The sequence below is a fragment of the Pseudonocardia sp. ICBG601 genome (genome assembly GCF_020496245.1).
In genome coordinates, this window is sequence record NZ_JAHLJA010000150.1 from 862756 (window position 1) to 887700 (window position 24945).

24 protein-coding genes are annotated in these 24945 nt (G+C 74.0%); 10 read left to right on the forward strand and 14 right to left on the reverse strand.

The window, feature by feature from the left end; translation table 11 throughout:
• The first annotated feature begins 32 nt into the window (after nucleotides 1-32).
• On the forward strand, nucleotides 33-632 hold the full coding sequence (locus KPL57_RS49675) for a hypothetical protein (RefSeq protein ID WP_226357373.1): 600 nt from the start codon (nucleotides 33-35) through the stop codon (nucleotides 630-632).
• 27 nt (nucleotides 633-659) lie between these two features.
• Here KPL57_RS49675 and polA read toward each other — a convergent pair whose 3' ends face one another.
• From polA to KPL57_RS49695, 4 genes are all read right to left on the reverse strand, one after another.
• Nucleotides 660-3455, reverse strand: a complete 2796-nt coding sequence (gene polA / locus KPL57_RS49680) for a DNA polymerase I (RefSeq protein ID WP_226357374.1) — start codon at nucleotides 3453-3455, stop codon at nucleotides 660-662.
• A 47-nt stretch (nucleotides 3456-3502) separates the two neighbouring features.
• Nucleotides 3503-4498: an ABC transporter substrate-binding protein gene (locus KPL57_RS49685; RefSeq protein WP_226357375.1), complete on the reverse strand. Its 996-nt coding sequence runs from the start codon at nucleotides 4496-4498 to the stop codon at nucleotides 3503-3505.
• Nucleotides 4499-4601: 103 nt separating this feature from the next.
• The gene (locus KPL57_RS70865) at nucleotides 4602-5402 is read right to left on the reverse strand and encodes an AraC family transcriptional regulator (protein WP_226357376.1); all 801 of its coding nucleotides are present in this window, start codon (nucleotides 5400-5402) and stop codon (nucleotides 4602-4604) included.
• 105 nt (nucleotides 5403-5507) lie between these two features.
• Complete coding sequence (locus KPL57_RS49695) at nucleotides 5508-6257, reverse strand: YebC/PmpR family DNA-binding transcriptional regulator (protein ID WP_208823674.1); 750 nt, start codon at nucleotides 6255-6257, stop codon at nucleotides 5508-5510.
• A gap of 288 nt (nucleotides 6258-6545) precedes the next feature.
• Between KPL57_RS49695 and KPL57_RS49700 the strand changes: the two genes are divergently transcribed.
• Together KPL57_RS49700 and KPL57_RS49705 are read left to right on the forward strand one after the other, a co-directional pair.
• Nucleotides 6546-6824: a DUF1490 family protein gene (locus tag KPL57_RS49700; protein ID WP_226357377.1), complete on the forward strand. Its 279-nt coding sequence runs from the start codon at nucleotides 6546-6548 to the stop codon at nucleotides 6822-6824.
• Between the two features lie 40 nt (nucleotides 6825-6864).
• Nucleotides 6865-9087 (forward strand): cation-translocating P-type ATPase, encoded by a 2223-nt coding sequence (locus KPL57_RS49705; protein WP_226357378.1) that lies wholly within the window; start codon nucleotides 6865-6867, stop codon nucleotides 9085-9087.
• A 25-nt stretch (nucleotides 9088-9112) separates the two neighbouring features.
• Here the strand turns inward: KPL57_RS49705 and KPL57_RS49710 are convergent, their stop codons facing one another.
• The 3 genes from KPL57_RS49710 to pdxT form a co-directional block, all read right to left on the reverse strand.
• Complete coding sequence (locus KPL57_RS49710) at nucleotides 9113-9586, reverse strand: hypothetical protein (RefSeq protein WP_226357379.1); 474 nt, start codon at nucleotides 9584-9586, stop codon at nucleotides 9113-9115.
• A gap of 101 nt (nucleotides 9587-9687) precedes the next feature.
• The gene (locus tag KPL57_RS49715) at nucleotides 9688-9852 is read right to left on the reverse strand and encodes a hypothetical protein (RefSeq protein WP_226357380.1); all 165 of its coding nucleotides are present in this window, start codon (nucleotides 9850-9852) and stop codon (nucleotides 9688-9690) included.
• A 59-nt stretch (nucleotides 9853-9911) separates the two neighbouring features.
• A complete protein-coding gene (gene pdxT / locus KPL57_RS49720) occupies nucleotides 9912-10541 on the reverse strand; it encodes a pyridoxal 5'-phosphate synthase glutaminase subunit PdxT (protein WP_226357381.1) in 630 nt (209 codons plus the stop codon).
• Nucleotides 10542-10698: 157 nt separating this feature from the next.
• Here pdxT and KPL57_RS49725 point away from each other — a divergent pair, with 157 nt between their 5' ends.
• Both KPL57_RS49725 and KPL57_RS49730 read left to right on the forward strand, forming a co-directional pair.
• Nucleotides 10699-10881, forward strand: coding sequence for a hypothetical protein (locus KPL57_RS49725; RefSeq protein ID WP_226357382.1), 183 nt, complete (start codon nucleotides 10699-10701; stop codon nucleotides 10879-10881).
• Nucleotides 10866-11591 carry a hypothetical protein gene (locus KPL57_RS49730; RefSeq protein ID WP_226357383.1) on the forward strand — a complete coding sequence of 242 codons (726 nt, stop codon included), beginning with the start codon at nucleotides 10866-10868 and terminating at the stop codon, nucleotides 11589-11591. Before KPL57_RS49725 ends, KPL57_RS49730 begins: the two co-directional genes overlap by 16 nt.
• Before the next feature lie 6 nt (nucleotides 11592-11597).
• Here KPL57_RS49730 and KPL57_RS49735 read toward each other — a convergent pair whose 3' ends face one another.
• The 3 genes from KPL57_RS49735 to KPL57_RS49745 all read right to left on the reverse strand — a co-directional run bounded on the left by KPL57_RS49735 (nucleotide 11598) and on the right by KPL57_RS49745 (nucleotide 15366).
• A complete protein-coding gene (locus KPL57_RS49735; protein ID WP_226357384.1) occupies nucleotides 11598-13004 on the reverse strand; it encodes an NAD-dependent malic enzyme in 1407 nt (468 codons plus the stop codon).
• 61 nt (nucleotides 13005-13065) lie between these two features.
• Complete coding sequence (locus KPL57_RS49740; protein WP_226357385.1) at nucleotides 13066-14340, reverse strand: DUF4032 domain-containing protein; 1275 nt, start codon at nucleotides 14338-14340, stop codon at nucleotides 13066-13068.
• Nucleotides 14341-15366, reverse strand: a complete 1026-nt coding sequence (locus tag KPL57_RS49745; RefSeq protein WP_226357386.1) for a LacI family DNA-binding transcriptional regulator — start codon at nucleotides 15364-15366, stop codon at nucleotides 14341-14343.
• A gap of 227 nt (nucleotides 15367-15593) precedes the next feature.
• Between KPL57_RS49745 and KPL57_RS49750 the strand changes: the two genes are divergently transcribed.
• From KPL57_RS49750 to KPL57_RS49765, 4 genes are read left to right on the forward strand one after another with little or no spacing between them, the layout of a single operon-like run.
• Nucleotides 15594-16889, forward strand: a complete 1296-nt coding sequence (locus tag KPL57_RS49750; RefSeq protein WP_226357387.1) for an extracellular solute-binding protein — start codon at nucleotides 15594-15596, stop codon at nucleotides 16887-16889.
• Nucleotides 16886-17845, forward strand: a complete 960-nt coding sequence (locus tag KPL57_RS49755) for a carbohydrate ABC transporter permease (protein ID WP_226357388.1) — start codon at nucleotides 16886-16888, stop codon at nucleotides 17843-17845. Before KPL57_RS49750 ends, KPL57_RS49755 begins: the two co-directional genes overlap by 4 nt.
• Nucleotides 17845-18678 carry a carbohydrate ABC transporter permease gene (locus KPL57_RS49760; protein WP_226357389.1) on the forward strand — a complete coding sequence of 278 codons (834 nt, stop codon included), beginning with the start codon at nucleotides 17845-17847 and terminating at the stop codon, nucleotides 18676-18678. Before KPL57_RS49755 ends, KPL57_RS49760 begins: the two co-directional genes overlap by 1 nt.
• Before the next feature lie 34 nt (nucleotides 18679-18712).
• Entirely contained in the window at nucleotides 18713-19951 is a 1239-nt protein-coding gene (locus tag KPL57_RS49765; protein WP_226357390.1) for an ABC transporter ATP-binding protein, read from the forward strand.
• Nucleotides 19952-20039: 88 nt separating this feature from the next.
• On the opposite strand, the gene KPL57_RS49770 is transcribed toward KPL57_RS49765, so the two are convergent.
• The 3 genes from KPL57_RS49770 to KPL57_RS49780 are packed head-to-tail and all read right to left on the reverse strand — an operon-like array spanning nucleotide 20040 to nucleotide 22536.
• The gene (locus KPL57_RS49770) at nucleotides 20040-21503 is read right to left on the reverse strand and encodes a DUF2867 domain-containing protein (protein WP_226357391.1); all 1464 of its coding nucleotides are present in this window, start codon (nucleotides 21501-21503) and stop codon (nucleotides 20040-20042) included.
• A gap of 53 nt (nucleotides 21504-21556) precedes the next feature.
• Entirely contained in the window at nucleotides 21557-21865 is a 309-nt protein-coding gene (locus KPL57_RS49775; RefSeq protein ID WP_226357392.1) for an AzlD domain-containing protein, read from the reverse strand.
• Entirely contained in the window at nucleotides 21862-22536 is a 675-nt protein-coding gene (locus KPL57_RS49780) for an AzlC family ABC transporter permease (RefSeq protein WP_226357393.1), read from the reverse strand. Before KPL57_RS49780 ends, KPL57_RS49775 begins: the two co-directional genes overlap by 4 nt.
• Before the next feature lie 54 nt (nucleotides 22537-22590).
• On the opposite strand from KPL57_RS49780, the gene KPL57_RS49785 reads away from it, so the two are divergent.
• Complete coding sequence (locus tag KPL57_RS49785) at nucleotides 22591-23151, forward strand: helix-turn-helix domain-containing protein (RefSeq protein WP_226357394.1); 561 nt, start codon at nucleotides 22591-22593, stop codon at nucleotides 23149-23151.
• On the opposite strand, the gene KPL57_RS49790 is transcribed toward KPL57_RS49785, so the two are convergent.
• Nucleotides 23152-24786, reverse strand: coding sequence for a glycoside hydrolase family 16 protein (locus tag KPL57_RS49790; RefSeq protein WP_226357395.1), 1635 nt, complete (start codon nucleotides 24784-24786; stop codon nucleotides 23152-23154).
• Between the last annotated feature and the right edge of the window lie 159 nt (nucleotides 24787-24945).

A 24945-nucleotide genomic window follows, 5' to 3' on the forward strand; every position in this document is an offset into this window, starting at 1 on the left:
TACCGGCGTCGGCCCCGGAGGAGGTGACGCCGATGCCCCTGGTCCCGCATCCCCGCCGCCCCGACGAGCCACCGGCCGTCCCCACGCAGGCGGGCGTCGTCGTCCACCGGGGTCTGCCCGGGGACCGGGCGACCTGGGCGCGCCGGGCCGGCCGGATCGGCGGGCTCCTGGTCGCCCTGGCCGACGCCGAGTCCGCCGGACTGGAGCTGCCCGCGTCGCTGGCCGGGCGCCGCGCGCTGTGGGCGTGGTCGCGTTCCGCGGAACGCGCGGTCGCCGCGGCGGGCGACGCCGACGCGGTCGTCGTGATCCACACCGACGACGCCGACGTCCTCGCCGCCGCCGGACGTGACCTGGCCGCGGTGCTGCGCCACGAACGCGACACCCGCCGCACCGCCACCCCCGGCGACGCCCCGAGCGGCGGCACGAACGGCGGCACGGCCGCGACGGGCCCGGCCGGACGGCTCTGCGCGATCCTGCACGCGGCGGCCCGCCGGCAGGACGTCGCGGTGGAGCAGCTCGTCGCCGAGCTGGGCCGTGCCGCCCGGGTCCTCGCGCCCGGACACCTGCGCCACCCCTCCGGAGCCGGGTACGGCACCGGCGCCGCCCCCGCACCGGGAGCGGTCGCCGGCTGACCCCGGCCCCGGGGGCCGGGGCCCGGGTCAGTGCGCGGCGGCGTCCCAGCTGCGGCCGGACCCGACCGACACCTCCAGCGGCACCGACAGGTCGGCCGCGGCCGCCATCTCCCGGCGCACGAGTGCCTCCAGGGTCTCGCGCTCGCCGTCGGCGACCTCGAGGACGAGCTCGTCGTGCACCTGCAGCAGCATCCGGCTGCGCAGCCCCTCGGCCTGCAGCGCGCGGTACACCCCGAGCATCGCGACCTTGATGATGTCCGCCGCGCTGCCCTGGATCGGGGCGTTGAGCGCCATCCGCTCGGCCATCTCCCGGCGCTGACGGTTGTCGCTGGTCAGGTCGGGCAGGTAGCGGCGCCGCCCCAGGATGGTGGCGGTGTAGCCGTCCTTGCGGGCCTGGTCGACGACACCCGCGAGGTAGTCGCGCACCCCGCCGAACCCGGCGAAGTAGTCGTCCATCAGCCCCTTGGCCTCCTCGGTGGAGATCCGCAGCTGCCCGGACAGGCCGTAGGCCGACAGCCCGTAGGCCAGGCCGTAGTTCATCGCCTTGATCTTGGCGCGCTGCTCGACCGACACCTCGGTCGCCGCGACGCCGAAGACCCGGGCCGCGGTCTCGGCGTGGAAGTCGTGCTGCGAGCGGAACGCCTCGATCAGCGCGGCGTCCTCGGACAGGTGCGCCATGATCCGCATCTCGATCTGGCTGTAGTCCGCGGTGAGCAGCTCCGCGTACGGCGCGCCGTCGGGCCCGGACCCGACGACGAACGCGTCCCGGATTCGGCGCCCGGCGGCGGTGCGGATCGGCACGTTCTGCAGGTTCGGGTCGGTCGAGGACAGCCGGCCGGTCGCGGCGATCGTCTGCGAGTACGTGGTGTGGATCCGGCCGTCCTCGGCGACGGACTTCATGAGCCCGTCGACGGTCACCTTGAGCCGGGTCGCGTCGCGGTGCTGCAGCAGGAACTGCAGGAACGGGTGCTCGGTCTGCTCGTAGAGGCTCGCCAAGGCGTCCGCGTCGGTGGTGTAGCCGGTCTTGGTGCGCTTGGTCTTGGGCATCTCCAGCTCGTCGAACAGGACGACCTGCAGCTGCTTGGGCGAGCCGAGGTTGATCTCCTTGCCGATCACCTCGTAGGCCTGCCGCGCGGCCTCGCGGACCTGGCCGCCGAAGTCGGACTCCAGGTCGGACAGGGTCTCGCCGTCGACGGCGATCCCGGCGGCCTCGCAGTCGGCCAGCACGAACGCCAGCGGCAGCTCCAGGTCGGCCAGCAGCTCGCTGCCGCCCCGCTCGGCCAGGTCGGCGTCGAGGGCGTCGGCGAGCTCGGCGATCGCCGAGGCCGCGAGCATCTCCTGCCCCGCGGCCTGGGCGTCGGCCTCCTCCTCGCCGCCGAGCAGCGACAGCTGCCCGTCGGCGGGCTCCTCGGTGCGCAGCTCGCGGCGCAGGTAGCGCAGCGCGAGGTCCGCCAGGTCGAAGGTCCGCTGCCCGGGCTTGGCGAGGTACGCGGCGAGCGCGGTGTCGCTGGTCAGCCCGCCCAGGGTCCAGCCCCGCGCGCGCAACGCGTGCAGCACCGGCTTCACGTCGTGCGCGGCCTTCGGCACGGACGCGTCGGCGAGCCAGTCGCCCAGGGCGGCCTCGTCGTCCGGGGTGAGGCCGGTCAGCGCGAGGTAGCCGGCGGCCGGGACACCGGCGGTGGCGCCGGCGGCCCGTTGCTCGACGGTCGGCTCCCCCGCGGCGAGCGCGATCCCGTCGAGGTCGCGCCCGGCGATCGGGCCGGTGACCCCGGCGAAGCTCACCGCGACGCGACGCCCGTCGCGGGCGTGGGCGTCGAGCCAGGCCCGCACCGCGCCGGGTGCGACGACCTCGCCGGCGACCTCGAAGCCGGACTCGGCCTCGGGCTCGGCGGAGGACAGGGTGGAGAACAGGCGCTCGCGCAGCACCCGGAACTCCAGCTCGTCGAACAGGCGGTGCACCGCGTCGCGGTCCCACGGGCGCAGCTCGAGCTCCTCGGGGGCGGCGCCGAGGTCGACGTCGCGCACCAGCTCGGTGAGCTGGCGGTTGAGCAGCACGTTCGCCAGGTTGGCCCGCAGGTTGTCCCCGGCCTTGCCCTTGACCTCGTCGACCCGGTCGGTGAGCTCGGCGAGCGAGCCGAACTCCCGGACCCACTTGGCCGCGGTCTTCTCCCCCACCCCGGGGATGGAGGGCAGGTTGTCCGAGGGGTCGCCGCGCAGCGCCGCGAAGTCCGGGTACTGGGTCGGGGTGAGCCCGTAGCGCTTGTCGACCTCGGCCGGGTCGATCCGGCCGAGGTCGGACACGCCGCGCTTGGGGTACAGGACGGTGACGTCGTCGGTGACCAGCTGGAACGCGTCACGGTCGCCGGTGGTGATGAGCACCTGGTAGCCGCGCCCCTCGGCCTGGGTGGCGAGGGTGGCGATGAGGTCGTCGGCCTCGTACCCGTCGACGGCGAACACCGGGATGTTCAGCGCCGTCAGGACCTCCTTGATGAGGTCGATCTGGCCGCGGAAGTCGTCCGGCGTCGACGAACGGTTCGCCTTGTACTCGGCGTACCGCTCCGAGCGGAAGGTCTTGCGCGACACGTCGAAGGCCACGGCGAGGTGGGTCGGCTCCTCGTCGCGCAGCAGGTTGATCAGCATCGAGGTGAAGCCGTAGACCGCGTTCGTGGTCTGCCCGGTACCGGTGCGGAAGTTCTCCGCGGGCAGCGCGAAGAACGCCCGGTAGGCCAGGGAGTGGCCGTCGAGCAGCAACAGGCGCGGCTTCGCCGGTGCCTTCTTCTTCGCCGAGGCCGACTTCTGGGTGCCCTGCGTCGCTGTGCTCATCGGCGGCGAGTCTAGAACCGACCCCCGACAGTGAACGCGGCCGCCGGTCAGCTCCCGGCCCGGCCCAGCGGCACACCGTCACCCGCGGCGGTCCGCTCCAGCAGCGGCACCAGCGTCCGCAGCGCCCAGTCCACGCTCAGCGGGGACAGGTTCTCGGTCAGCCCCCGGGCGAGCACCGGGCTCAGGACGCTGTACCGGCCGGCCGCCACGGCGGGCAGCCGTCGCCACAGCTCCGAGGCCTCCGCCGCGGCGGTCCCGGCGGCGTCGGTCGCCGGGCAGAGCAGGACACCCGCCGGCCGCAGGACGTCCACCTGCTCGGGCGAGTACTCGGTGACCGCGTCCGGGCCGGTGGTGTGCACCCTCAGGCCGAGGTCGCGCAGCAGGCCCACCATCGGGCTCGCGTCGCCCTGGACGTAGACCTGGCCGTGGTAGGTCGACCCGACGACGACCGGCAGCCCGCCCAGCCCACGCAGCCGCGCCGCCGCCGTCGTCACCGTGTCCCGGTACCGCTGCGCCAGGCCCTCGACCCGGTCCTCGCGGCCGAGCGCCGCGGCCACCGTCGCGAGGCCGTCGTGCCAGGTGGTCTCCCACCCGAGGCAGACCGTCGGCGCGATCCGGGAGAGCACGTCGTACTGCTCGCCGGCCGGGGGCATCCCGACCAGCAGGTCCGGCCGGGCCGCCACCACCCGCTCGGGCTCGGCCTGCGACGTCGGGATGTCCATCCGGGTCAGCCCGGCCACCCCCGCCTCGGTCTGCCACGGCAGGTTCCCCGAGCCCCAGGCGTCGGTGAACCCGTAGAGGACGGGCCGCACGCCCAGCGCGAGGACCAGGTCCAGGTCGAGGTAGTCCGACAGCGCCACCACCCGCTCCGGGGCCGCGGGCACCGTGGTCTCCCCCGCCTCGTGGCGCACGGTCCGGGGGAACCCGCCGGCGGCCGGCGCCCCGTCGGTGTCGCCGGGGGCGGGGCGCCCGCAGGCGGCGAGCAGGGCCAGGCCGAGGCCGCCGGCGAGCAGCCGGCGACGGCTGGTGGCGGGGGCGGGCATGCGGGTCTCCGTCGTGGTCGCGCCGTCCCGGGTGGACGGCTCCCGGGGCAGGAGTCTCACCCGGTCCCGGCGTGCCAGACGGACACGACGTGTCGGCAGACGGTCAGCCCGTCCCGTCGAGCCGGGCGACCGGCGTCGACCAGCGTCCCGGTGTGGTCCCGGTCTCCCGGCGGAACGCGGCGACGAACGCCGCCTCCGACCGGTAGCCGACCCGGTGGGCGACCGCCCGCACCGGCCGCGCACCGGTCAGCAGCGGGAGCGCGGACAGCACCCGGCAGCGCCGGCGCCAGCTCTCGAAGCCCAGTCCGGTCTCCTCGGTGAACCGCCGGGTCAGCGTGCGGGCGCTCACCCCGACCACGAACCCCCACTGTTCCAGGGTGCGCCGGTCCTGCGGGGTGCCGAGCAGCGTGGTCGCGACCAGGCGCACCGGCGCGGACCGCGGCATCGGCAGGTCCGGGAGCACCGTCGGCCCACCGACGAGCTGGTCGCACAGGACCTCCTCGGCCCGGGCGCGCACCGGCGCGTCGAGGACCGGTGACAGCAGGTGCTCGGCGAGCGCGGTCGTCAGCGGCGGGGTCGGGAACCCCGTCAGCCCGACCGGCACCGTCGCGCGCCGGTCGCGGTCGACGTAGCCGACGAGGAAGGTCGTCCCGGCCGGGGCCGACACCGCGTGCCGGACACCGGCGGGGATCCAGACCCCGCTGCCCGGCACCGCCGTCCGCACGAGGTCACCGGCCCGGACCCGGACGCCGCCGGAGACCACGACGAGGAACTCGTGGTCGACGTGGGAGTGGACCGCCCACGCGGTGGGCGCGGTGATGATCCACCGGTACACCTCGATCCGCGGCCCGACCGCCCGGTCGACCACCTCGAGGACCTGCGCCCCCACCGACACGACCACCACCCCACTCAGGACAGGCTCACCTTACCCAGTGGTGTGCCGACCCCGAGGACGACGATGCGGCCGCCCCCACCAGGGGGACGGCCGCACCGGGACGGGACCTGCCGCTCAGCCGACCTCGGCCATGACCTCGTCGGAGACGTCGAAGTTGGCGTAGACGTTCTGGACCTCGTCGGAGTCCTCGAGCGCCTCGATCAGCTTGAAGACCTTCTTCGCGCCGTCGGCGTCCAGCTCGACCTGCATCGACGGCACGAAGACCGCCTCCGCGGAGTCGTAGTCGATGTCGTTCTGCTGGAGCGCGGTCCGCACCGCGACGACGTCGGTCGGCTCGGAGACGACCTCCCAGCTCTCGCCGAGGTCGTTCACCTCCTCGGCGCCGGCGTCGAGGACGGCCATCAGCACGTCGTCCTCGGACAGCTCGGCCTTCGGCAGCACCACGACGCCCTTGCGCTGGAACAGGTACGCCACCGACCCCGGGTCGGCCATGGTGCCGCCGTTGCGGGTCATCGCCGTCCGGACCTCGGTCGCCGCCCGGTTCCGGTTGTCGGACAGGCACTCGACCAGCACCGCGACCCCGTTCGGGCCGTAGCCCTCGTAGGTGATCGTCTGGTAGTCGGCGCCACCGGCGTCGGCACCCGAACCACGCTTGACCGCACGGTCGATGTTGTCGTTCGGGACCGAGCTCTTCTTCGCCTTCTGGATGGCGTCGTAGAGCGTCGGGTTGCCGTCGGGGTCACCGCCGCCGGTCCGGGCCGCGACCTCGATGTTCTTGATCAGCTTGGCGAACATCTTGCCGCGGCGGGCGTCGATCACGGCCTTCTTGTGCTTGGTCGTCGCCCACTTGGAGTGACCGCTCATCGGCTCGTCTGCCCACCTCTCGTGCTCGCACCGCGCACGAGACGCGCGGTGAGGGGCAGGTCCGACGCCCCGCAGCGCGAGCTGCGGTCGGGCCGACCTGCGGGAACCCGTCAATGTTACCGACGACGCGGCTCCGTGCCGGGCCGGGCCCGCGCACACCCCGCGCGTCACCGACATATGCAAGATCGACTATGCTTCGCCACCGCGTCCCGCCGGGAACCCGGCGAGGACTACTCTGACAACCGTTATCGGCACCTGCACCGGGCGCCGGTCGCGAGAGGAGCGCACGTGTTCGGAGCAGTGGCAGGCAAGGCCGTCGGGCTCGTCGTGAGCGGGCTGGCCGGCGCGGTCGCCTACGACGGCGTCAAGAAGGTCGCGCGCTCCGGCGCCGTCCGCGAGGCCGCCGTCTCGGTGACCACCTGGGGCCTCAAGGGCGCCCGCGCCGCCGAGACCGGCGCCGAGAAGGCCCGGCTGGCGACCGCCGACATCGTGGCCGAGGCCCGTGGCCGCATCGGCGAGGAGGCCCCCGCCCCGGGCAACGGCCACGGGCACGGCCACGAGCACTGATCCCGGTCCTCCGGGCACGACGAGCGAGACGAGCGAGACCGTGAGCACCGACACCGCCGGCCCGGACGCCACCGTCCACAGCGACGCCGCGGGCCGCATCCGCTTCGCCGTCCCCGCGCTGCGCGGGCGCACCGCGCTGGCCGTGGCCGTCGAGGACGAGCTGGACCACGTCGGCGGGGTGCGGCAGGTGCACGCCTACCCGCGCACCGGCAACGTCGTCGTCTGGTACCGCCCCGGCTGCGACCGCGTCGAGCTCGTCGAGGCCATCGGCAAGGGCCTGGGTGCCGAGCCGGAGGCCACCGCGGCCCGCACGCCGCGCTCGGCCGACCAGCACAACGGCGAGCTGGCCCGGCTGGTCGTCGGCGGGGTCGCGCTGGCCGCGCTCGGCTTCCGCCGCTACGCGCTGCGCCGCCCGCCGCTGCTCGGCCCGGCCAGCCGCACCGTCGCCACCGGCGTCACGATCTTCACCGGCTACCCGTTCCTGCGTGGCGCGCTGCGCTCGCTGGCCGGCGGCCGGGGCGCGGGCACCGACGCGCTCGTCTCGGCGGCGACCGTCGCCAGCCTCGTGCTGCGCGAGAACGTCGTCGCACTGACCGTGCTGTGGCTGCTCAACATCGGCGAGTACCTCCAGGACCTGACGCTGCGCCGCTCCCGGCGCGCGATCTCGGAGCTGCTCACCGGCGCCACCACCCGTACCTGGACCCGCACCGTCACCCCCGACCGCGGCACCGTCGAGGTCGAGGTCGACATCGCCGACCTGTCGGTGGGCGACGAGGTCGTGGTGCACGAGCGGATCGTGCTGCCCGTCGACGGCGAGGTCGTCGAGGGCGAGGGCGTCGCCGACCAGGCCGCGATCACCGGCGAGCAGCTGCCGGTCTCGGTCGCCCCGGGCGACACCCTGCACGCCGGGTCGGTGCTGCTGCGCGGCCGGATCGTGGTCCGGGCGACGGCCGTCGGCCAGGACACCGCGATCGGCCGGATCATCGACCGGGTCGAGCAGGCCCAGGACGACCGGGCCCCGATCCAGACCGTCGGCGAGAACTTCTCCCGCCGGTTCGTGCCCGCCTCGTTCCTCCTCTCGGCGCTGACCCTGGTCGTCACCCGCGACGTGCGGCGCGCGATGACGATGCTGCTCATCGCCTGCCCGTGCGCGGTCGGCCTGTCCACCCCGACGGCGATCTCCGCGGCGATCGGCAACGGCGCGCGGCGCGGCATCCTCATCAAGGGCGGCGCGCACCTCGAGGCGGCAGGCCGGGTCGACGCGGTCGTGTTCGACAAGACCGGCACGCTCACCCAGGGCCGCCCGGTCGTCACCAACGTCATCTCCTTCCACGACGACTGGTCGCCCGAGCAGGTCCTGGCCTACGCCGCGTCGTCGGAGATCCACTCGCGGCACCCGCTGGCCCAGGCGGTCATCCGCTCCACCGAGGAGCGGCGGATCGAGATCCCGCCGCACGAGGAGTGCGAGGTCCTGCTCGGCCAGGGCATGCGCGTCCAGGCCGACGGCCGGGTACTGCTCATCGGCTCGCGCGACCTGCTCCGCGCCCAGGGCGTCACGGTGCCGCGCAAGGCCGCGGACTGGGTGCGGCGGCTGCAGAAGGCCTCGGAGACGCCGCTGCTGCTGGCCGTCGACGGGGCACTGGTCGGCCTGGTCTCGCTGCGCGACACCGTGCGGACCGAGGCCCGTGACGTGCTGGACCGGCTGCGCGCCGACGGCGTCACCCGGATCGTCATGCTCACCGGCGACCACCCGCAGACCGCGAAGGCCGTCGCCGAGGAGCTCGGCATCACCGAGTACCGGGCCGAGGTCATGCCCGAGCAGAAGCAGGACGTGGTGCGGGCGCTGCAGGCGCAGGGCCACACCGTCGCGATGATCGGCGACGGCACGAACGACGCCCCGGCGCTGGCGCTGGCCGACATCGGGATCGCGATGGGCGTGGCCGGGACCGACGTCGCGGTCGAGACCGCGGACGTCGCCCTCGCCGCCGACGACCTCAACGCACTGCTCGACCTGCGCGACCTGGGGCGGCGCTCGATCACCCTGATCCGGCAGAACTACGGCATGTCGATCGCGGTGAACGCGGCCGGGCTGCTGGTCTCCGCCGGCGGGGCGATGTCACCGGTGGTCGCGGCGATCCTGCACAACGCCTCCAGCGTCGCGGTCGTCGCCAACAGCTCCCGGCTGATCCGCTACCGGATCCCCGCGGGGGTGGCGACGACCGTCGTCGAGGGTGAGGTCGTCGCCGGATCCCCGGCCGCCTGAACCCCGCAGCCGGACCGGCGGCGGTTCAGCGCGCGGCCCGTCCGCCGGGACCACCGCGGTAGAAGGCCCGGGCGGCCGGGTGGAACAGCAGCGACATCGCGGCCACCACCTCGACGACGTGCAGGGCACGCAGGGACGCCGCGAGGAGCTCGGCGCTGCTCGCGTCGGCGAGGAAGCCCGCGACGGTGGTGCCGGCCGCCAACGCGCGCAGCGGCTCCGCCACCAGGGACGCCGTCCCGAGCAGCCCGAGCACACCGACCACCGTCCAGCGGTGCACCGCCGACCCGGACCGCAGCTGGACCACCAGCACCACCAGCACGGTGTACACCGCGCTCCGGAACGCGACCTCGGCGCCGCTGGGCGGGAGCGGACCGGCCAGCCGCACGAGCGTCTCGCTCAGTCCCGCCAGTAGCGCGCCCAGCCACAGCACGACGCTCGCCACCACCGCACCGGGCGGCGGGGCCGGGCGCAGCGCGGTCGGGTCGACGAGGAGGGACACCCCATCACTGTCCCCGCGGCGGACGGCCCGGCCCACACGGCACGCCCCCGGGTGGCCCTGGGGAATCCCCCACCCCGGGTCCGGTTCCCCGCGCGCGGGGACTAGCGGGGTCCGGCGCCCGCCCGGCGCTTCGCCGCGCCCCAGACGGCGGTGCCGACGAACAGGACGACCCCGATCACCGTCAGCCAGAACAGCCCCTTGACCACCAGGCCGAGGACGGCGAGCACCAGCCAGACGACGAGCAACACACCGATGAGAACGAGCACTCTTCAACCGTACGCCGGTGCAACGGTGCCGTGCGTGGCCGCGACCGGCCGCGGGCGGGTCAGCCCGCCGCGGCGCGCACCATGTCCACGAACAGCCCGTGCACCCGGCGGTCCCCGGTCAGCTCGGGGTGGAACGAGGTGGCGAGCACCGGGCCCTGCCGGACCGCGACCGCGCGCCCGGCCGCCTCACCGGCGTCGGCACCGGCGCTGGTGACGTCCGGGACGGAGGCGAGCACCTCGACGTCGCCGCCGGTCTTCTCCACCCACGGGGCGCGGATGAACACCGCGTGCACCGGACCACCGGTGAGCCCGGTGAACTCCAGGTCGGTCTCGAACGAGTCGACCTGGCGGCCGAAGGCGTTGCGCCGCACGACGACGTCGAGACCGCCGAGCTGGTGCTGGTCGGGGCGGCCGTCGAGGATCTCCTCGGCCAGCAGGATCATGCCGGCGCACGAGCCGTAGGCGGGCAGCCCGTCGCGCAGCCGGGCCCGCAGCGGCTCCAGCAGCTCGAAGGTGTCGAGCAGCTTGGACATGGTCGTCGACTCGCCGCCGGGCAGGACGATGCCGTCCACCGTGGCCAGCTCGGACGCACGGCGGACCGGTACGGCCTCGGCGCCCGCCGCGGTCAGCGCCGCCACGTGCTCGCGGACGTTGCCCTGCAGGGCCAGCACACCGATCCTCACCGCCATGCCCGCCAGCCTAGACCCGTGCGACCTGCGGTAACCGCCCGTCCGGGGGTGAGCCGCGGCACCGTACGGCGGTGCCGCGGCCCGGGGTGCGGGACGGATCCTGGGTTCCCGCGCGGTGCCGGGCACGGTCCGCCCGGGGACACGGGGGTGGGGCGTCATGGACATCGGAGCGACGGTGCGGGTCTTCCGGGCCGAACCCCTGGCCGCGCCGGGCGACCCGGTCCGGGCGCCGGCGCACCCGCCGACCGACGGGGCGGCGCCCCCGGCCGCGCCGGTCCCGGACGGCACGCCGCCGAGGGTCCCCGGCCGGGCCGGTGAACCGGTGTGTGCCCCGCGCTGACCACACCGTCGGACGGCACCGCACCGGACGTCGCGGGCGTCGTCGTCGGCTGGCGGTGCTGGCGTGTCGCGGGCCCGGCCACCGCGCCGCGGCTGCGCTCCCCGGTGCACGTGGCCACCGAGTGGCCGCCCGGCGGGGTCGTCGCCGCGCACTGCGAGCTGCGCGGACACGAGGCACCGGACCCGGCCTGCACCTGCGGGGTGCACGCGGTCCGCGACCCGGCCCGGGTCGGCGGCGTCGGGTTCGGTCCCGGCACCGTGCTGGGCTGCGTCGCGCTGTGGGGTCTCGTCGTCGAGGGCGAGCACGGCTGGCGGGCCGGCGCCGCGGCACCGCTGGTGCTGTTCTGCGGGCCCGCGCTGGGCGATCCGGAGCGCAGCGGGCTGGCGCGGACCTACCGGGTCGGGGTGCACCGGCTGCCGCTCCCGGTCGCGGCCACCGTCGAGCTACCGCTCCCGGTCGCGACGGCGGGCGCGGTCCGGGCCGCCGCCGCCGACGGCCGGGGCCTCGACGACGCCGCGGCCGCGTTCGTGACGGCCGTGCCCGTGCCGGACGCCCCGGCGCGCCCGGTGCGCGTGCCGCGACCCCGCCGGTTCGCGCTCGGGACGACGGCGGTGCTGGCCGTGCTCACCGCGGCGGCGGCCTCCCCCGTCGAGCACGTCCCCGTGCCCGGGCCGGTGCCCGCGCCGCCCGGGGAGGTCGTCCCCCGGTGAGCCGGGTCAGCCCGCCTCGACCTCGCCGCGCTTCGCCTGCTTCGCGGCGGCCCCGCGCAGCGCCTCGGCGACGGCCGGGGCCACGCTCGTGTCGAACACGCTCGGCACGATGAACGACGGGTTCGGCTCGGCGACGACGTCGGCGATCGCCTCGGCCGCGGCGAGCATCATCTCGTCGGTGATGTCGTGCGCCTGGGCGTCGAGCAGCCCGCGGAACACACCGGGGAACGCGAGCACGTTGTTGATCTGGTTCGGGTAGTCCGACCGGCCGGTCGCGACGACGGCGGCGTGCTTCATCGCCAGCGTCGGGTCGACCTCGGGGTCCGGGTTGGCCAGCGCGAACACGATCGAGTCGTCGTTCATCGACCGCAGCTCGTCCTCGCCGAACAGGTTCGGCGCGCTGACCCCGATGAAGACGTCGGCCCCGACGAGCGCGTCGGCCAGGGTGCCCCGCTTGCCGTCCTTGTTGGTCTGCGCGGCGATCGAGACGAGGTTGTCGTCCATCCCCTCGCGTCCGGTGTGGACGATGCCGTCCACGTCGACGGCGACGACGTCGGCGGTCTGCTCCGAGCCGAGCAGCCGGATGATCGCCGAGCCGGCCGCGCCGACCCCGCAGACGACGACGCGGATGTCGGAGAACTTCTTGCCGACCACGCGCAGCGCGTTGCGCAGCGCGCCGAGGACGACGACGGCGGTGCCGTGCTGGTCGTCGTGGAAGACCGGGATGTCGAGCAGCTCGCGCAGCCGGCGCTCGATCTCGAAGCAGCGCGGCGCGGCGATGTCCTCCAGGTTGATGCCGCCGTAGCCGGGGGCGATCAGCTGGACGGTGCGGATGATCTCCTCGGTGTCCTGGGTGTCGAGGCAGACCGGCCAGGCGTCGACGTTGGCGAACTGCTTGAACAGCGCCGCCTTGCCCTCCATCACCGGCATCGCCGCGGCGGCGCCGATGTTGCCCAGGCCGAGCACAGCGGACCCGTCGGTGACGACGGCGACGGTGTTGCGCTTGATCGTCAGGCGCCGGGCGTCGGACGGGTTCTCCGCGATCGCCATCGACACCCGCGCGACGCCCGGGGTGTAGGCGCGCGACAGGTCGTCACGGGTGCGGAGGTTCACCTTGGACCGCACCTCGATCTTGCCGCCGAGGTGGAGCAGGAAGGTCCGGTCCGAGACCTTGCGGACCGAGAAGCCCTCGAGCTGCTCGATGGCGGTCTTGATCTCCTCGACGTGCTCGGTGTTGCGGGCGTTGACCGAGATGTCGACGACGAGACTCTCGGTGCGTGCCTCGACGACGTCGAAGGCGGTGACGACGCCACCGACCTGGCCGACGGCGGCGGTGAGGTCACCGGCCGAGGTGGGGTGGGCGGGGGCGTCGACGCGTGCGGTGATGGCGTAACCGGGACCGGGAATGGACACGGCCCGGAACAGTACCGCCGGGAGTGTGGTTACCGTGGGGTCAACGATGTGACGACGCGCGTCACCGCTCGTCGGCGTCGTCCGCGGGGATCCGCGGCAGCGGCCCGGTGGGGGCGTCGGCGACGGCCATCTTCGCCGCCGAGTCGGTCGGGGCGTGCCCGCCGAGCGCGGCGAGCGCGGCGTCGTTGCCGACGTCGGCCCCGGCCCGCTCGGACAGCAGCCAGCGCACCTCCAGCAGGTCGCAGTAGGCCTGCACGGCGTCGCCCGCGCCGCCGAGCGCGGCGTGCGCCCGCGCGGACCCGGGGTCGAGGCAGTGGTCGATCCAGCTGCGGGCCGCGGCGCGTTCGGTGACCGGGTGGCCGGTGCGGCGCTGCATCCAGTCGCGATGGGCGTTGAGGTCGCCGAGCAGGATCCGGGCCTGGCCCTCCCCCACGCCGACGCCGGTCAGCCTGCGCAGCGTCTCGGAGTGGTAATTGCGGTCGCCGACGGCGATGTGCAGCCGCGACCGCCCGTCGCCGACCGGGAGCAGGGACACCTCGTCGACGGCGAAGCCCAGGTCGTTGAGCTCGCGGATGGCGCCCTCGACGCGGTAGCGGTCGCCGAAGGCGAAGACCGGCGAGGTGTGCAGCGCCTCCCACAGCTCCCGGTAGCGCTCGGGCAGGGCGGTCGCCTCGTCGATGAGCTGCGGGATCATCTCCGGCGGGCGTTCCAGCGAGGTCGCGAGGTCGATCATCCCGGCGGCGATGTTCTCGACCAGGATCGTCACGTCGTGCTCGCGCTGGCCGTCGGACAGGCCGTCCGGGTGCACCTCGCTGGTCTCGGCGTCGACGAGGAAGGCCTGCAGGGTCTGCCCGTCGCGGGTGAACAGGGTGTTGTTGAGCGAGCAGTCGCCCCAGAACACGCCGTGCCGGTGCAGCTCGACCAGCAGCGAGATCATCGCGTCGAACAGCCGCGCGCGGTGTCGCGGCCGGTTCGGGGGCAGCCGCAGGAACAGCCTGCGGTACTGCCAGGACCCGCTCAGGTACCGGGTCACCAGGATCGCGGTCTCGTGCGCGGGCTGGTTCACCAGCCCGGCCGGGCGGACCGCGGGCAGGCACTGGTGCTCGAGGCGGCGCAGCACGTCGTACTCGCGCCGGGCGATCCGCTCCGGCATGTCCTTGAGTGCCCACAGTGCACCGTCGGCCTCGACGAACCGGACCAGGTGCCGGCTCGGGCCGACCTCCATGTCACGCAACGGGACCCGCGTCTCGTCCCACCGTTCCAGCGGCTCGTTCCAGGGCAGCGCGATCAGCTCGGGGCCGGGGGCCCGCAGCACCAGCTCCGGCGGGGCGTCCATTCAGGACACCCCCCGCACGCCGCGGGCGGGTGGGGCGGTGGAGCCGCGGATGACCAGCCGGGTCGGCAGGGTCGCGAGCGGCTCGACCGGCTCGCCGGCCAGCGTCGCCAGCGCCATCCGGGCCGCGACGGCACCCTGCTCGGCCGCCGGCTGGGCCACGGTGGACAGATCGGTCAGCGCGGCCAGCGGGTGGTCGTCGATGCCGATGACCGACACGTCGCCGGGCACTGCGAGCCCGGCCCGGCGCAGCGTGCCGACGGCGCCGAGGGCGACCTCGTCGGTGTGGGCGTAGACCGCCGTCGGCGGGTCGGACAGCCCGAGCAGCTCCCCCATCGCGCGCGCCCCGCCCTCCGGGCTCCAGGGCACGCTCACCGTCAGGGCGGGGTCGTACTCCACGCCGGCGTCGGCGAGCGCCGCCCGGTAGGCGGCGGCACGCCCCTCGGGCTGGCCAGGGTCGAGCTCCGGGTCGGTGGTGACGATCATCCCGATCCTCCGGTGTCCGAGGTGGAGCAGGTGGTCGACGGCCTGGCGACCGGCGACGCACTCGTCGATCGACACCGAGGGGTGGTTGCCGATCCGGGTCCCCGCCGACACGATGCCGACGCCGATCCGCTCCAGCCGGGCGCGCTCGGCGTCGTCGACCCCGAACCCGAGCAGCACGACGGCGTCGGCACGCCGGCGGGCGGGCAGCTCGGCGAAGAACGCGCGCCGGGCCGCGGCGTCGCCCAGGTGGTAGAGCAGCACGTCGCGCCCGGCCTCGCGCAGCACGTCGGACAGCCCCTCCAGCGCGGCCCCGAACCACCACCGCGACAGGTGCGGGACGACGGCGGCGATCCGCCCCGTGGTGCCCCGCGCGAGCCCGGAGGCGTCCGGGCTGACGACGTACTCCAGGGCGCGCGCGGCCTCCCACACGCGGGCGCGGGTGGCCTCGGCGACGTGGGGGTGATCGCTGAGCGCGCGTGACGCGGTGGCCGGTGAGACCTTGGCCAGCCGGGCCACGTCGGCCAGGTTGACCGGTTCGGGCACGACACATGTATGCCCAAAGCTGGAAGCGATTGCAAGAGCGGATGTTATCCGACTGCGCTGGACCATCGCCTGTCGATCAGTAAGGATCGTCGCCGACCAGCCCGACTGCTGTGAGCCTTGACACTCCCGAGTGAAAGGCTCACAGTCTCGGTTGGAAACGCTTCCAACGTCGCCGACGAGCGACGGGACACAGCAGCGGTATCGGACACGGGAGTTCGGAGTTGACCATGCGTCGCACACGGTGGAGGAGGACGCTGGCCGCCGGTGCGGCCACCGTCGCCCTCGCCCTGCTGGCGGGCTGCGGAGGCGCACCCGCGGGCCCGCCGGTCCTCAACTGGTACATCAACCCCGACGACGGGGGGCAGGCGGAGATCGCCCAGCGCTGCTCGGCGGCGTCGAACGGGCAGTACCAGATCGCGGTGTCGGTGCTGCCGCGCCAGTCCGCGGAGCAGCGTCAGCAGCTGATCCGCCGGCTCGCGGCCAACGACAGCTCGATCGACATCATGTCCATCGACCCGCCCTACATCCCCGAGTTCGCCGAGGCGAAGTTCCTGGCCCCGGTGCCCGAGGAGGTCGCGCAGCGGACCACCGCCGGGATCGTGAACTCCGCGAAGGAGGGCGCGAGCTGGAACGGCAAGCTGGTCACGGTGCCGTTCTGGGCCAACACCCAGCTGCTCTGGTACCGCAAGTCGCAGGTCGCCGGCACCGGGCTGGACCTGTCGAAGCCGGTCACCTGGGACCAGGTCGTGCAGACCGCGCAGGCCAAGAACTCGATCATCGCCGCGCAGGGCATCCGCGCGGAGTCGCTGACCGTCTGGCTGAACGCGCTGGTCGAGGGCGGCGGCGGGCAGATCGTCACCAACGCCTCGCCGCAGAACCCGGAGGGCGTCCAGCTCGGCCTGGACTCCCCCGCCGCGACGAAGGCCGCCGAGATCATGAAGGCCGTCTCGGCCGTCGGCGGTCCCGGCTTCTCGACCAACTCCGAGGACGAGAACTCCAACGCCTTCCAGTCCGGTGACGCGATGTTCCAGGTCAACTGGCCGTTCGTCTGGGGCAAGGTCAACAGCGCCGTCGAGGAGGGGACCGTCCCGCAGTCCACGCCGGACGACTTCGGCTGGGCGCTCTACCCGCAGACCGAGGCCGGCAAGCCCTCGGCCCCGCCCTACGGCGGCATCAACCTCGGCGTCGGCGCCTTCAGCAAGCACACCGACCTGGCCTACCAGGCCACCGAGTGCATCACCTCGACCGAGAACCAGAAGCAGTACTTCCTCACCAACGGCAACCCGGCCGCCCGGATCTCGGTCTTCACCGACCCGGACGTGGTGAAGAAGTTCCCGATGGCCAAGGTCATCGCGCAGTCGCTGCAGCAGGCCAAGCCGCGCCCGCAGACGGCGTACTACAGCGAGGTCTCCGAGTCCATCCAGCGCACCTACCACCCGACCGCGGGCATCGACCCGCCGACCGTCGGCCCCGCGACCGCCGCGCTGATCAAGGCGGTCCTCGCCAAGGAGGAGCTGCTGTGACCACGACGACCGAGCGGCCCGGGACCGGGACCGGGGCCTCCCCGGCCCCGCGCGGTGCCAGCGACCGCAGCCGGGCCGAGCAGAAGCTCGGCTGGTACCTCGCGGGCCCGGCGTTCGCCGTGATGCTGCTGGTGACGGCCTACCCGATCATCCAGGCCGTCTACTACTCGCTGTTCGACTACCGGCTGACCGACCCGGACAACATCTCCTTCGTCGGCCTGAAGAACTACGCGGTCATCCTCACCGACTCGATCTGGTGGACCTCCTTCGGCGTCACAGTGTTCATCACCGTGGTCACCGTCGCGGTCGAGCTGGTGCTGGGCTTCCTGCTCGCGCTGGTCATGATGAACGCGCTCAAGGCGATCCGGCCGGTGCTGCGCGCCGCGATCCTGATCCCCTACGCGGTCATCACGGTCGTGTCGGCGTTCGCCTGGCAGTACGCGTTCTCCCTCGACTCGGGCTTCGTGAACTCCTGGTTCGGCTGGCTGCCCGGGATCTCGGCCGACACCGACTGGTTCGGCTCGACCGGCTCGTCGCTGTTCGTGATCTGCCTGGCCGAGATCTGGAAGACCACCCCGTTCATCTCGCTGCTGCTGCTCGCGGGTCTGGCCCAGGTGCCCGACGTGCTGCAGGAGGCCGCCCGCGTCGACGGCGCGACCTGGTGGCAGCGGATGTGGAAGGTCACCCTCCCGAACATGAAGGCGGCGATCATGGTCGCCCTGCTGTTCCGGACCCTGGACGCGTTCCGCGTGTTCGACTCGGTGTTCGTGATGACGGCCGGGGCGAACAACACCGAGACGGTGTCGTTCCTGGCCTACCGCCAGACCATCGCCCGCGTCGAGATCGGGCTCGGCTCCGCGGTGTCGGTGCTGCTGTTCCTGTCCGTCGTGATCATCTGCATCGGGTTCATCAAGGGGTTCAAGGTCGACCTGTCCCAGGCCCGAGGGGAGAAGTGATGTCCACCCGCGAGAGAGTCCTCTGGATCGTCGCCGGCATCGCGATCGTCATCTACGCCCTGTTCCCGGTGGGCTGGATCGTGTCGCTGTCGCTGAAGTCGAGCGACGACATCGCCAACAAGCAGTTCCTGCCGACCTCGGTGTCGTGGAGCAACTACGAGCAGATCCTCGTCGGGGACGCGGCCGGGCTGTTCCTGCCCGCGCTGCGCAACTCCTTCGGCATCTGCATCATCGCGACGTTCCTGGCGTGCGTGCTGTCGATGTTCGCCGCCTACGCGATCGCCCGGCTCGACTTCCGGGGCAAGCGGCTGATCCTGTCGACCGCGCTGGCGGTGGCGATCTTCCCGGTCATCTCGATCGTGACGCCGCTGTTCAACCTGTGGCGCCAGATCGGGCTCTACGACACCTGGCCCGGCCTGATCATCCCCTACCTGTCGCTGACCCTGCCGCTGTCGATCTGGACCATGTCGGCGTTCTTCCGCGAGATCCCGTGGGAGATGGAGCAGGCCGCGCAGGTCGACGGCGCCACCACCTGGCAGGCGTTCCGCAAGGTGATCGTCCCGCTGGCGACGCCCGGGGTGTTCACCACCGCGATCCTGGCGTTCTTCATCGCCTGGAACGACTTCGCCTACGGCATCTCGCTGACCTCGACCGGCGCGTCCCGCCCGGTCCCGGCCGCGCTGGGCCTGTTCTCCGGGGCCTCGCAGTTCGAGTCGCCCAACGGCCCGATCGCCGCCGCCGCGGTGATCGTGACCATCCCCGTCGTCGTGCTCGTCCTGCTGTTCCAGCGGCGCATCGTCGCCGGGCTCACCAACGGCGCCGTCAAGGGCTGACACCCCCGTACACAGAGAGAGGAACCGACCGGCCATGGCGTCGATCGAGATGAAGAACATCGTCAAGAAGTACGGGGACGGCTACCCGGCCGTGAACGACGTGAGCATGGACATCGCCGACGGCGAGTTCATGATCCTCGTCGGCCCGTCCGGCTGCGGGAAGTCGACGCTGCTGCGGATGATCGTCGGCCTGGAGGACATCACCTCCGGCGACATGGTCATCGCCGGCAACCGCGTCAACGACAAGGCCCCGCGGGACCGCAACCTGTCGATGGTGTTCCAGAACTACGCGCTCTACCCGCACCTGTCGGTCTACGAGAACATCGCGTTCCCGCTGCGCCTGGCCAAGGCCCCCGAGGACGAGGTCAAGCAGAAGGTCGACACCGCGGCGAAGGTCCTGGAGCTGCAGGAGCACCTGCAGCGCAAGCCCGCGAACCTGTCCGGCGGTCAGCGCCAGCGGGTCGCGATGGGCCGCGCCATCGTCCGCGACGCCGACGCGTTCCTGTTCGACGAGCCGCTGTCCAACCTGGACGCGAAGCTGCGCGGGCAGATGCGCACCGAGATCGCCCGCCTGCAGCGCAGGCTGGGCATCACCACGGTGTACGTCACGCACGACCAGACCGAGGCGATGACCCTCGGCGACCGGGTCTGCGTGCTGCGCAAGGGCGTCATCCAGCAGGTCGCCTCGCCACGCGAGCTCTACGAGCAGCCGGTCAACCTGTTCGTCGCCGGGTTCATCGGGTCGCCGCCGATGAACTTCCTGCCCGCGACCGTGTCGGGGAACCGGCTGGAGACGCCGTTCGGCCCGATCGAGCTCGACGCCGCGCGCGCCGAGAAGGTCGCCGGTCGCGAGCTGGTGCTGGTCGGCATCCGGCCGGAGTACTTCGAGGACGCGTCGCTGGTCGACGAGGCCAAGAAGCACGTCGGGTCCACCTTCACCGCGAAGGTCGACGTGACCGAGTGGCTGGGCGACTCGCAGTACGCCTACATCCCCTACGAGGCCCCGGCCGAGGTGGAGACCAAGCTCAAGGAGCTGTCGCGCGAGCTCGACGCCGACCAGCTGCGCACGCAGGCGATCGTGTCGATCGACTCCACGAGCCGGATCCGGGAGGGCCGCGACGCCGAGTTCTGGCTGGACGCGCGCAAGATCCACGTGTTCGACCCGGAGTCGGGCGAGAACCTCACCCGCGACCCCGAGGCCGGTGCCGAGCTGACCCGGATCGCGGCCGAGGACCGCGCCGAGCAGGTGGCGCAGGCCCGCGGCGAGGGCTGAGCCTGTCCGACCCCCGGGGGCGCCTCCGTGACGCACGACGTCACGGGGGCGCCCCCGGTGCCGTCCCCGGTGTCGCGGCGGGGACGGGTCAGAGGGCGCGGACGTCGCGCCGGTAGCGGGTCTCGGCGACCCCGGCCAGCGTCCGGGCCATCACCGCGAAGACGAAGCGCTGCGACGGGTAGGCCGCCAGCCATCCCAGCCGACCGGCCATCCCGCGCGGGGTGAACCGCAGGGTCTGGGTGTACCGGCTGGTCAGCCGGTCGGTCGGGGTGACGGCGAGCTCGAGCCGGGCGTCGCCGGGGAGTCGGTCCGCGGCACGCAGCACCAGCCGCCGCCCCGGCTCGACCGTCTCCACGGTCCAGCGGTCCAGCGGCTCCCCTGGGACGAGGCGGGCCGGGCCGTCGCCGTGCCGGCGCGGGACGACACCGGGCCCGCCGGCGAGGACGTCGAGGTGGCCGGTCAGCGTCGCGACGCCCGGGACGGTGTACCAGCCGTGCGGGCCGCCGAGCGTCTCGATCACCGACCAGACGGCGCGGGCGGGGGCGGCCACGTCGTGGGTGTCGGTCGTCGACCACTCGAGCGGACCGCTGCCGGGCGGGTCGGACGGTCCCGGTCCGGCCGCGCCGACGCCGTCGAGGGCACGGCGGACCGCCGTACGGTACGGGGTCCGTCCGCCGGGCGGGGTGCCGATGAGCGCGTCGAGGGCTGCGAGGTCGTCGGGGTCGGCCACCAGCTCGTGGCGCATCGACTCGACCAGCGGCTCGGCCAGGCCCCGGCCGACCGGGGTGAGCGCGGCGACGGCGCGGGCGGTGAGCCGCGGCGCCGACAGGGGGACGGGCACCGGGAACGGCCGCAGCAGCCCCGCCTCGGCGGCGAACTCGCTCATCAGGGACCGGTAGGTGTGCACGTCGGGGCCGCCGACGTCGAACGCCCGGTCCACCCCGGCGGGCAGGTCGAGGCAGCCGACGAGGTCGTACAGCACGTCGTCGACGGCGATCGGCTGGATGCGGTTCCAGGCCCGGTCGGGCAGCGGCAGGACCAGCGGGCCGCCCATCGCGGTCTCGGTGAGGTGCCGGATCATCTCGAAGCTGGCCGAGCCGGTGCCGACGACGATCCCGGCCCGCAGCACGGCGGCCGGGACCGGACCGGCGAGCAGGATGTCCCCGACCTCGCGGCGCGACGACAGGTGCTGCGACACCCGCCGGGTGCCGGCCTCGGGCTGCAGCCCGCCCAGGTAGACGATGCGGCGCACGCCGGCCGCGGCGGCGCCGTCGGCCAGCGCGTGCGCGGCGGTGCGGTCGCGGTCGGCGTAGCCGGGGCCGTCCATGGCGTGCACCAGGTGGACGACGGCGTCGACGCCCGCACAGGCCCGGCGCACGTCGGCCGGGGTCTGGGCGTCGCCGCGCACGGCGTCGACCGCCTCGCCCCACGGGTGCGCGGCCAGCTTGCCCGGGGTGCGGACGAGCACCCGGACGTCGTGGCCGGCGTCGAGCAGGCGCGGGACGAGCCGGGAGCCGACGTAGCCGGTGGCGCCGAGGACGAGCACGTGCATGGGCTGATCCTCGCGGTCCCCGGCGCCCGGCGCGCGCCGGGGTGACGACCGGCTCAGGCGATCCCGGCCAGCCGCAGCCCGGCCGTCGTCGCCGCGGCGAGGACGACGACCAGCACGAACGGCACCCGGAGGACCAGCGCACCGGCGGCCACGGCGACCCCGGCCGGGCGGGCCCAGCCGGCGAACCCGGCGCCCTCGAACCAGGTGCCGGTGGCGACGAGCGCGACGAGCAGCCCGACCGCGCCCAGCTCGACCAGGCGCACGGTGCGCGGGGACAGGGTGACCCGGTCGTGCAGGACGAGGGGCAGCAGCCGCATGAGGTAGGTCCCGCCGGCGAGGACGAGCAGCGCGGCGACGGTCACGACTCCTCCTCCGTCCGCCCGGCGGCGGTGACGCCGAGCAGCCCGGCCAGCACGGACAGGCCCGCCGGCAGGAACGGGGCGCAGGCCAGCGAGACCGCGGCGGCGGCCGCACCGACCCGGCGGGCGTCGACCCGGCGCAGCATCGGGACGAGCATCGCCAGCATCGCGGCCGGGAAGGCGGCGTCGAGGCCGAACGCGGCCGGGTCCGGCACGCTCGCGCCGAGCACGAGACCGGCCGCGGTGCCGAGCTGCCAGGACACGTACTTGACAACGCCGAGGATCCGGAACGCGCGCCACCCCCGGCCGGGGACGTCCGTGCGGGCCAGCACGAACGCCGTCGACTCGTCGGTGACGACGTGTGCCGCGGGCACCCGCGCCCAGCCCCCGCCCAGGTGCCGGGCCAGTGCCAGGCCGAACGGCAGGTGCCGCAGGTTGAGCACCAGCCCCGCGGCGACGGCGGCCCACACGCCTCCCCCGGCGGCCAGCACCCCGGTGACGAGCAGCTGGGCGCCGCCCGCGAACACGAGCAGCGACATCGCCATCGTCATGGCCGGGGACAGCCCGGCGGCCGGCGCGAGCGCGCCGAACGACACCCCGACGACGGCGACGGCCACCGAGATGGTGACGGCGTCGCGGACGTCCCCGCGGGTCGTTCGCTGTATCGAACGCATGCCCGATACAGTGAACAACGATGCCTGTGTTCGTCAAGCCGAACGAGGAGACCGATGGACCGAACGTCTGGGCCGCCGCTCGCGACGATCGCGGCGGCGATCCGCCGGGAGCGCGAACGCCTCGGGATCTCCTCGGCCGAGCTGGCCCGCCGGGCCGGGATCGCGAAGTCGACGCTGTCGCAGCTGGAGGCGGGGACCGGGAACCCGAGCGTCGAGACGCTGTGGGCGATCGCCGTCGTCGCGGGGGTGCCGTTCAGCGCGCTGGTGGAGCCGCCGTCGTCGCCGGTGCGGGTGGTGCGCTTCGCCGACCGTCCCGCGATCCGGTCGGAGGAGGCCGCGTACACCGGCGCGCTGCTCTCGCCGTGCCCGCCGGGCGCCCGCCGCGACCTGCACCTCATCACCTGTGAGCCCGGGCCGGCGCGGACGGCGCACGCCCACTCCCCCGGCACCGTCGAGCACATGGTGGTGTCCACGGGCCGGTGGAGCGTCGGACCGGACGACGAGCAGATCGAGCTCGACCCGGGTGACCACGTCACCTTCCCCGCCGACCGGCCGCACAGCTACCGGGCGCTCACGCCGGGTGCGACCGCGGTGCTGGTGATGGAGTACCGCTGATCAGGTTCCGCTGGCGCCGCGGGTCGCCGAGCCGGGCTCGCGGTCCGGGCCGCCCTCGGTGATGCGGTGCAGCAGCCCGTCGAGGAGCCCCTCGTCGTTGCCGCCCGCGTCGCCGGAGTCGTCCCCGCCCTTCTCGGACTCGGGCAGGGCGTACTGGCGGACCCAGTCGACCTGCATCTCCGAGGGCTTCACGTCGCCGCCGCCCTTGGGGAACCAGTCGAGCTGGATCGTCAGGTGCATCGGCCCGGGAGGCAGGACCGAGGTGTCGTCGGTGTGCCACCACTGCTTGCCGTCGACGAAGGCGGTCACGCCCTTCGGCGTCCACTCGACCGCCCAGTTGTGCCACTGGGTCGCGTCGATGTCGACCGAGCCCTGGACCTGGGAGTTGTCCTCGCCGTAGTGCAGGAACAGGTTGGTCTTCTGCCGGGTGTGGTCGGTCATCTCCATGAAGTCGATCTCGCCGCCGACCGGGAAGTTCTCGGCGGTCGGCCAGAGCAGCAGCAACGCGTTGTACGACGGGTCCGACGCGGGCGCCCGCACCCGGCCCTCCCAGCGGCCGTACTTCTGGCTGCTGTCGGACCAGGCCATGCCGCCGGTGGTGCCGTCGGCGTCGCCGTCGATGGTGAGCAGACCGTCCTTCACCGAGATCGCCGACGGGGAACGGGTCCCCTTGCCGGCGTGGCCGGGGCCGTCGTAGGGGCTCCAGCCCGTGAGGGCGTCGCCGTCGAAGTCGTCGACCTTGGTGGGCTCGCCCCAGTCGTGCGCGACGGCGGCGGTGGTCGCCGCGCCCGGGTAGGACGGGACCGCCGGGGTAGCCGGGGCCGCGCCGGCGGCGCAGTCCGCGGGGGCGGGGGCCGCGCCGGGGGCCGGCTCGCCGGCCGGGGTGGCCGCGGCGCCGCCGGGTGCCGTGCCCGGGGTCGCGTTCGCCGAGGTCGTGTCGGCGGGTGAGCCCGTGCCGGGGCTCGTGTCGCCGCTGGGGCTCATGTCGTCGCCGGAGCCCTGGTCGTCGCCGGAGCCCTGGTCTCCGCCCGGTTTCCGGTCGCCGCCGGAGTCCTGCCCCTTGTCGCCGGTGCCGGAGTCGCCCGCGCCCGATGTCGTGTTGCCGGAGTCCCCACCGGAACCCGAGCCCTGGTCCGAGCCGGACCCGGAACCGCGGTCGCCCCCCGAGCCGGACCCCGCGTCGTTCCCCGAGCCGCCCGATCCCGACGGTCCCCCGCCGCCGCCGGAGCCGTCGCCGTCATCGGACCCGGAGCCGGAGCCGGAGTCGTCGCCGCTCCCCGAGCCGCCGTCGTGCCCCGACCCGTCGCCGGAGGAGCCGTGGTCACCACCGGAGGAGCCGTGGTCGTCCGAGGAGCCGTGGTCGTCGCCCGAGCCGCCCGCGGAGGGGCCGTCCCCCTCGGGCCCGGCCGCCCCGGGAGTGGCGGAGGCGCCGGGCTTCCCCGATCCGGCGCCTCCGTCACCACCGGTGGCCGGACCACCCGAACCGGCTCCCCCACCCGGGGCGGCACCCGTCGTGGGGCAGTCCGCGGTCGTCGTCGTTCCCGGTCGGCCGTCCCCGGTGTCCGCGAACGCCGCAGCCGGAAAGCTGATCAACATCGCGGCGGCGATCGCCACGACCCTCACAGAGCGTCCCATCAGGCTCCTCCGTAACAGTGGTCTCCTGATCCCCACGGAACGCTAGATGCCACAGAGTCACCATGAGCACCTGTGTCACCACATCGAGTAGGCAACCCCTCCACCGAGCGACCGCGGACCGTGGCCGGAACGGACACCCCACGCGTCCGAGGGACCGAT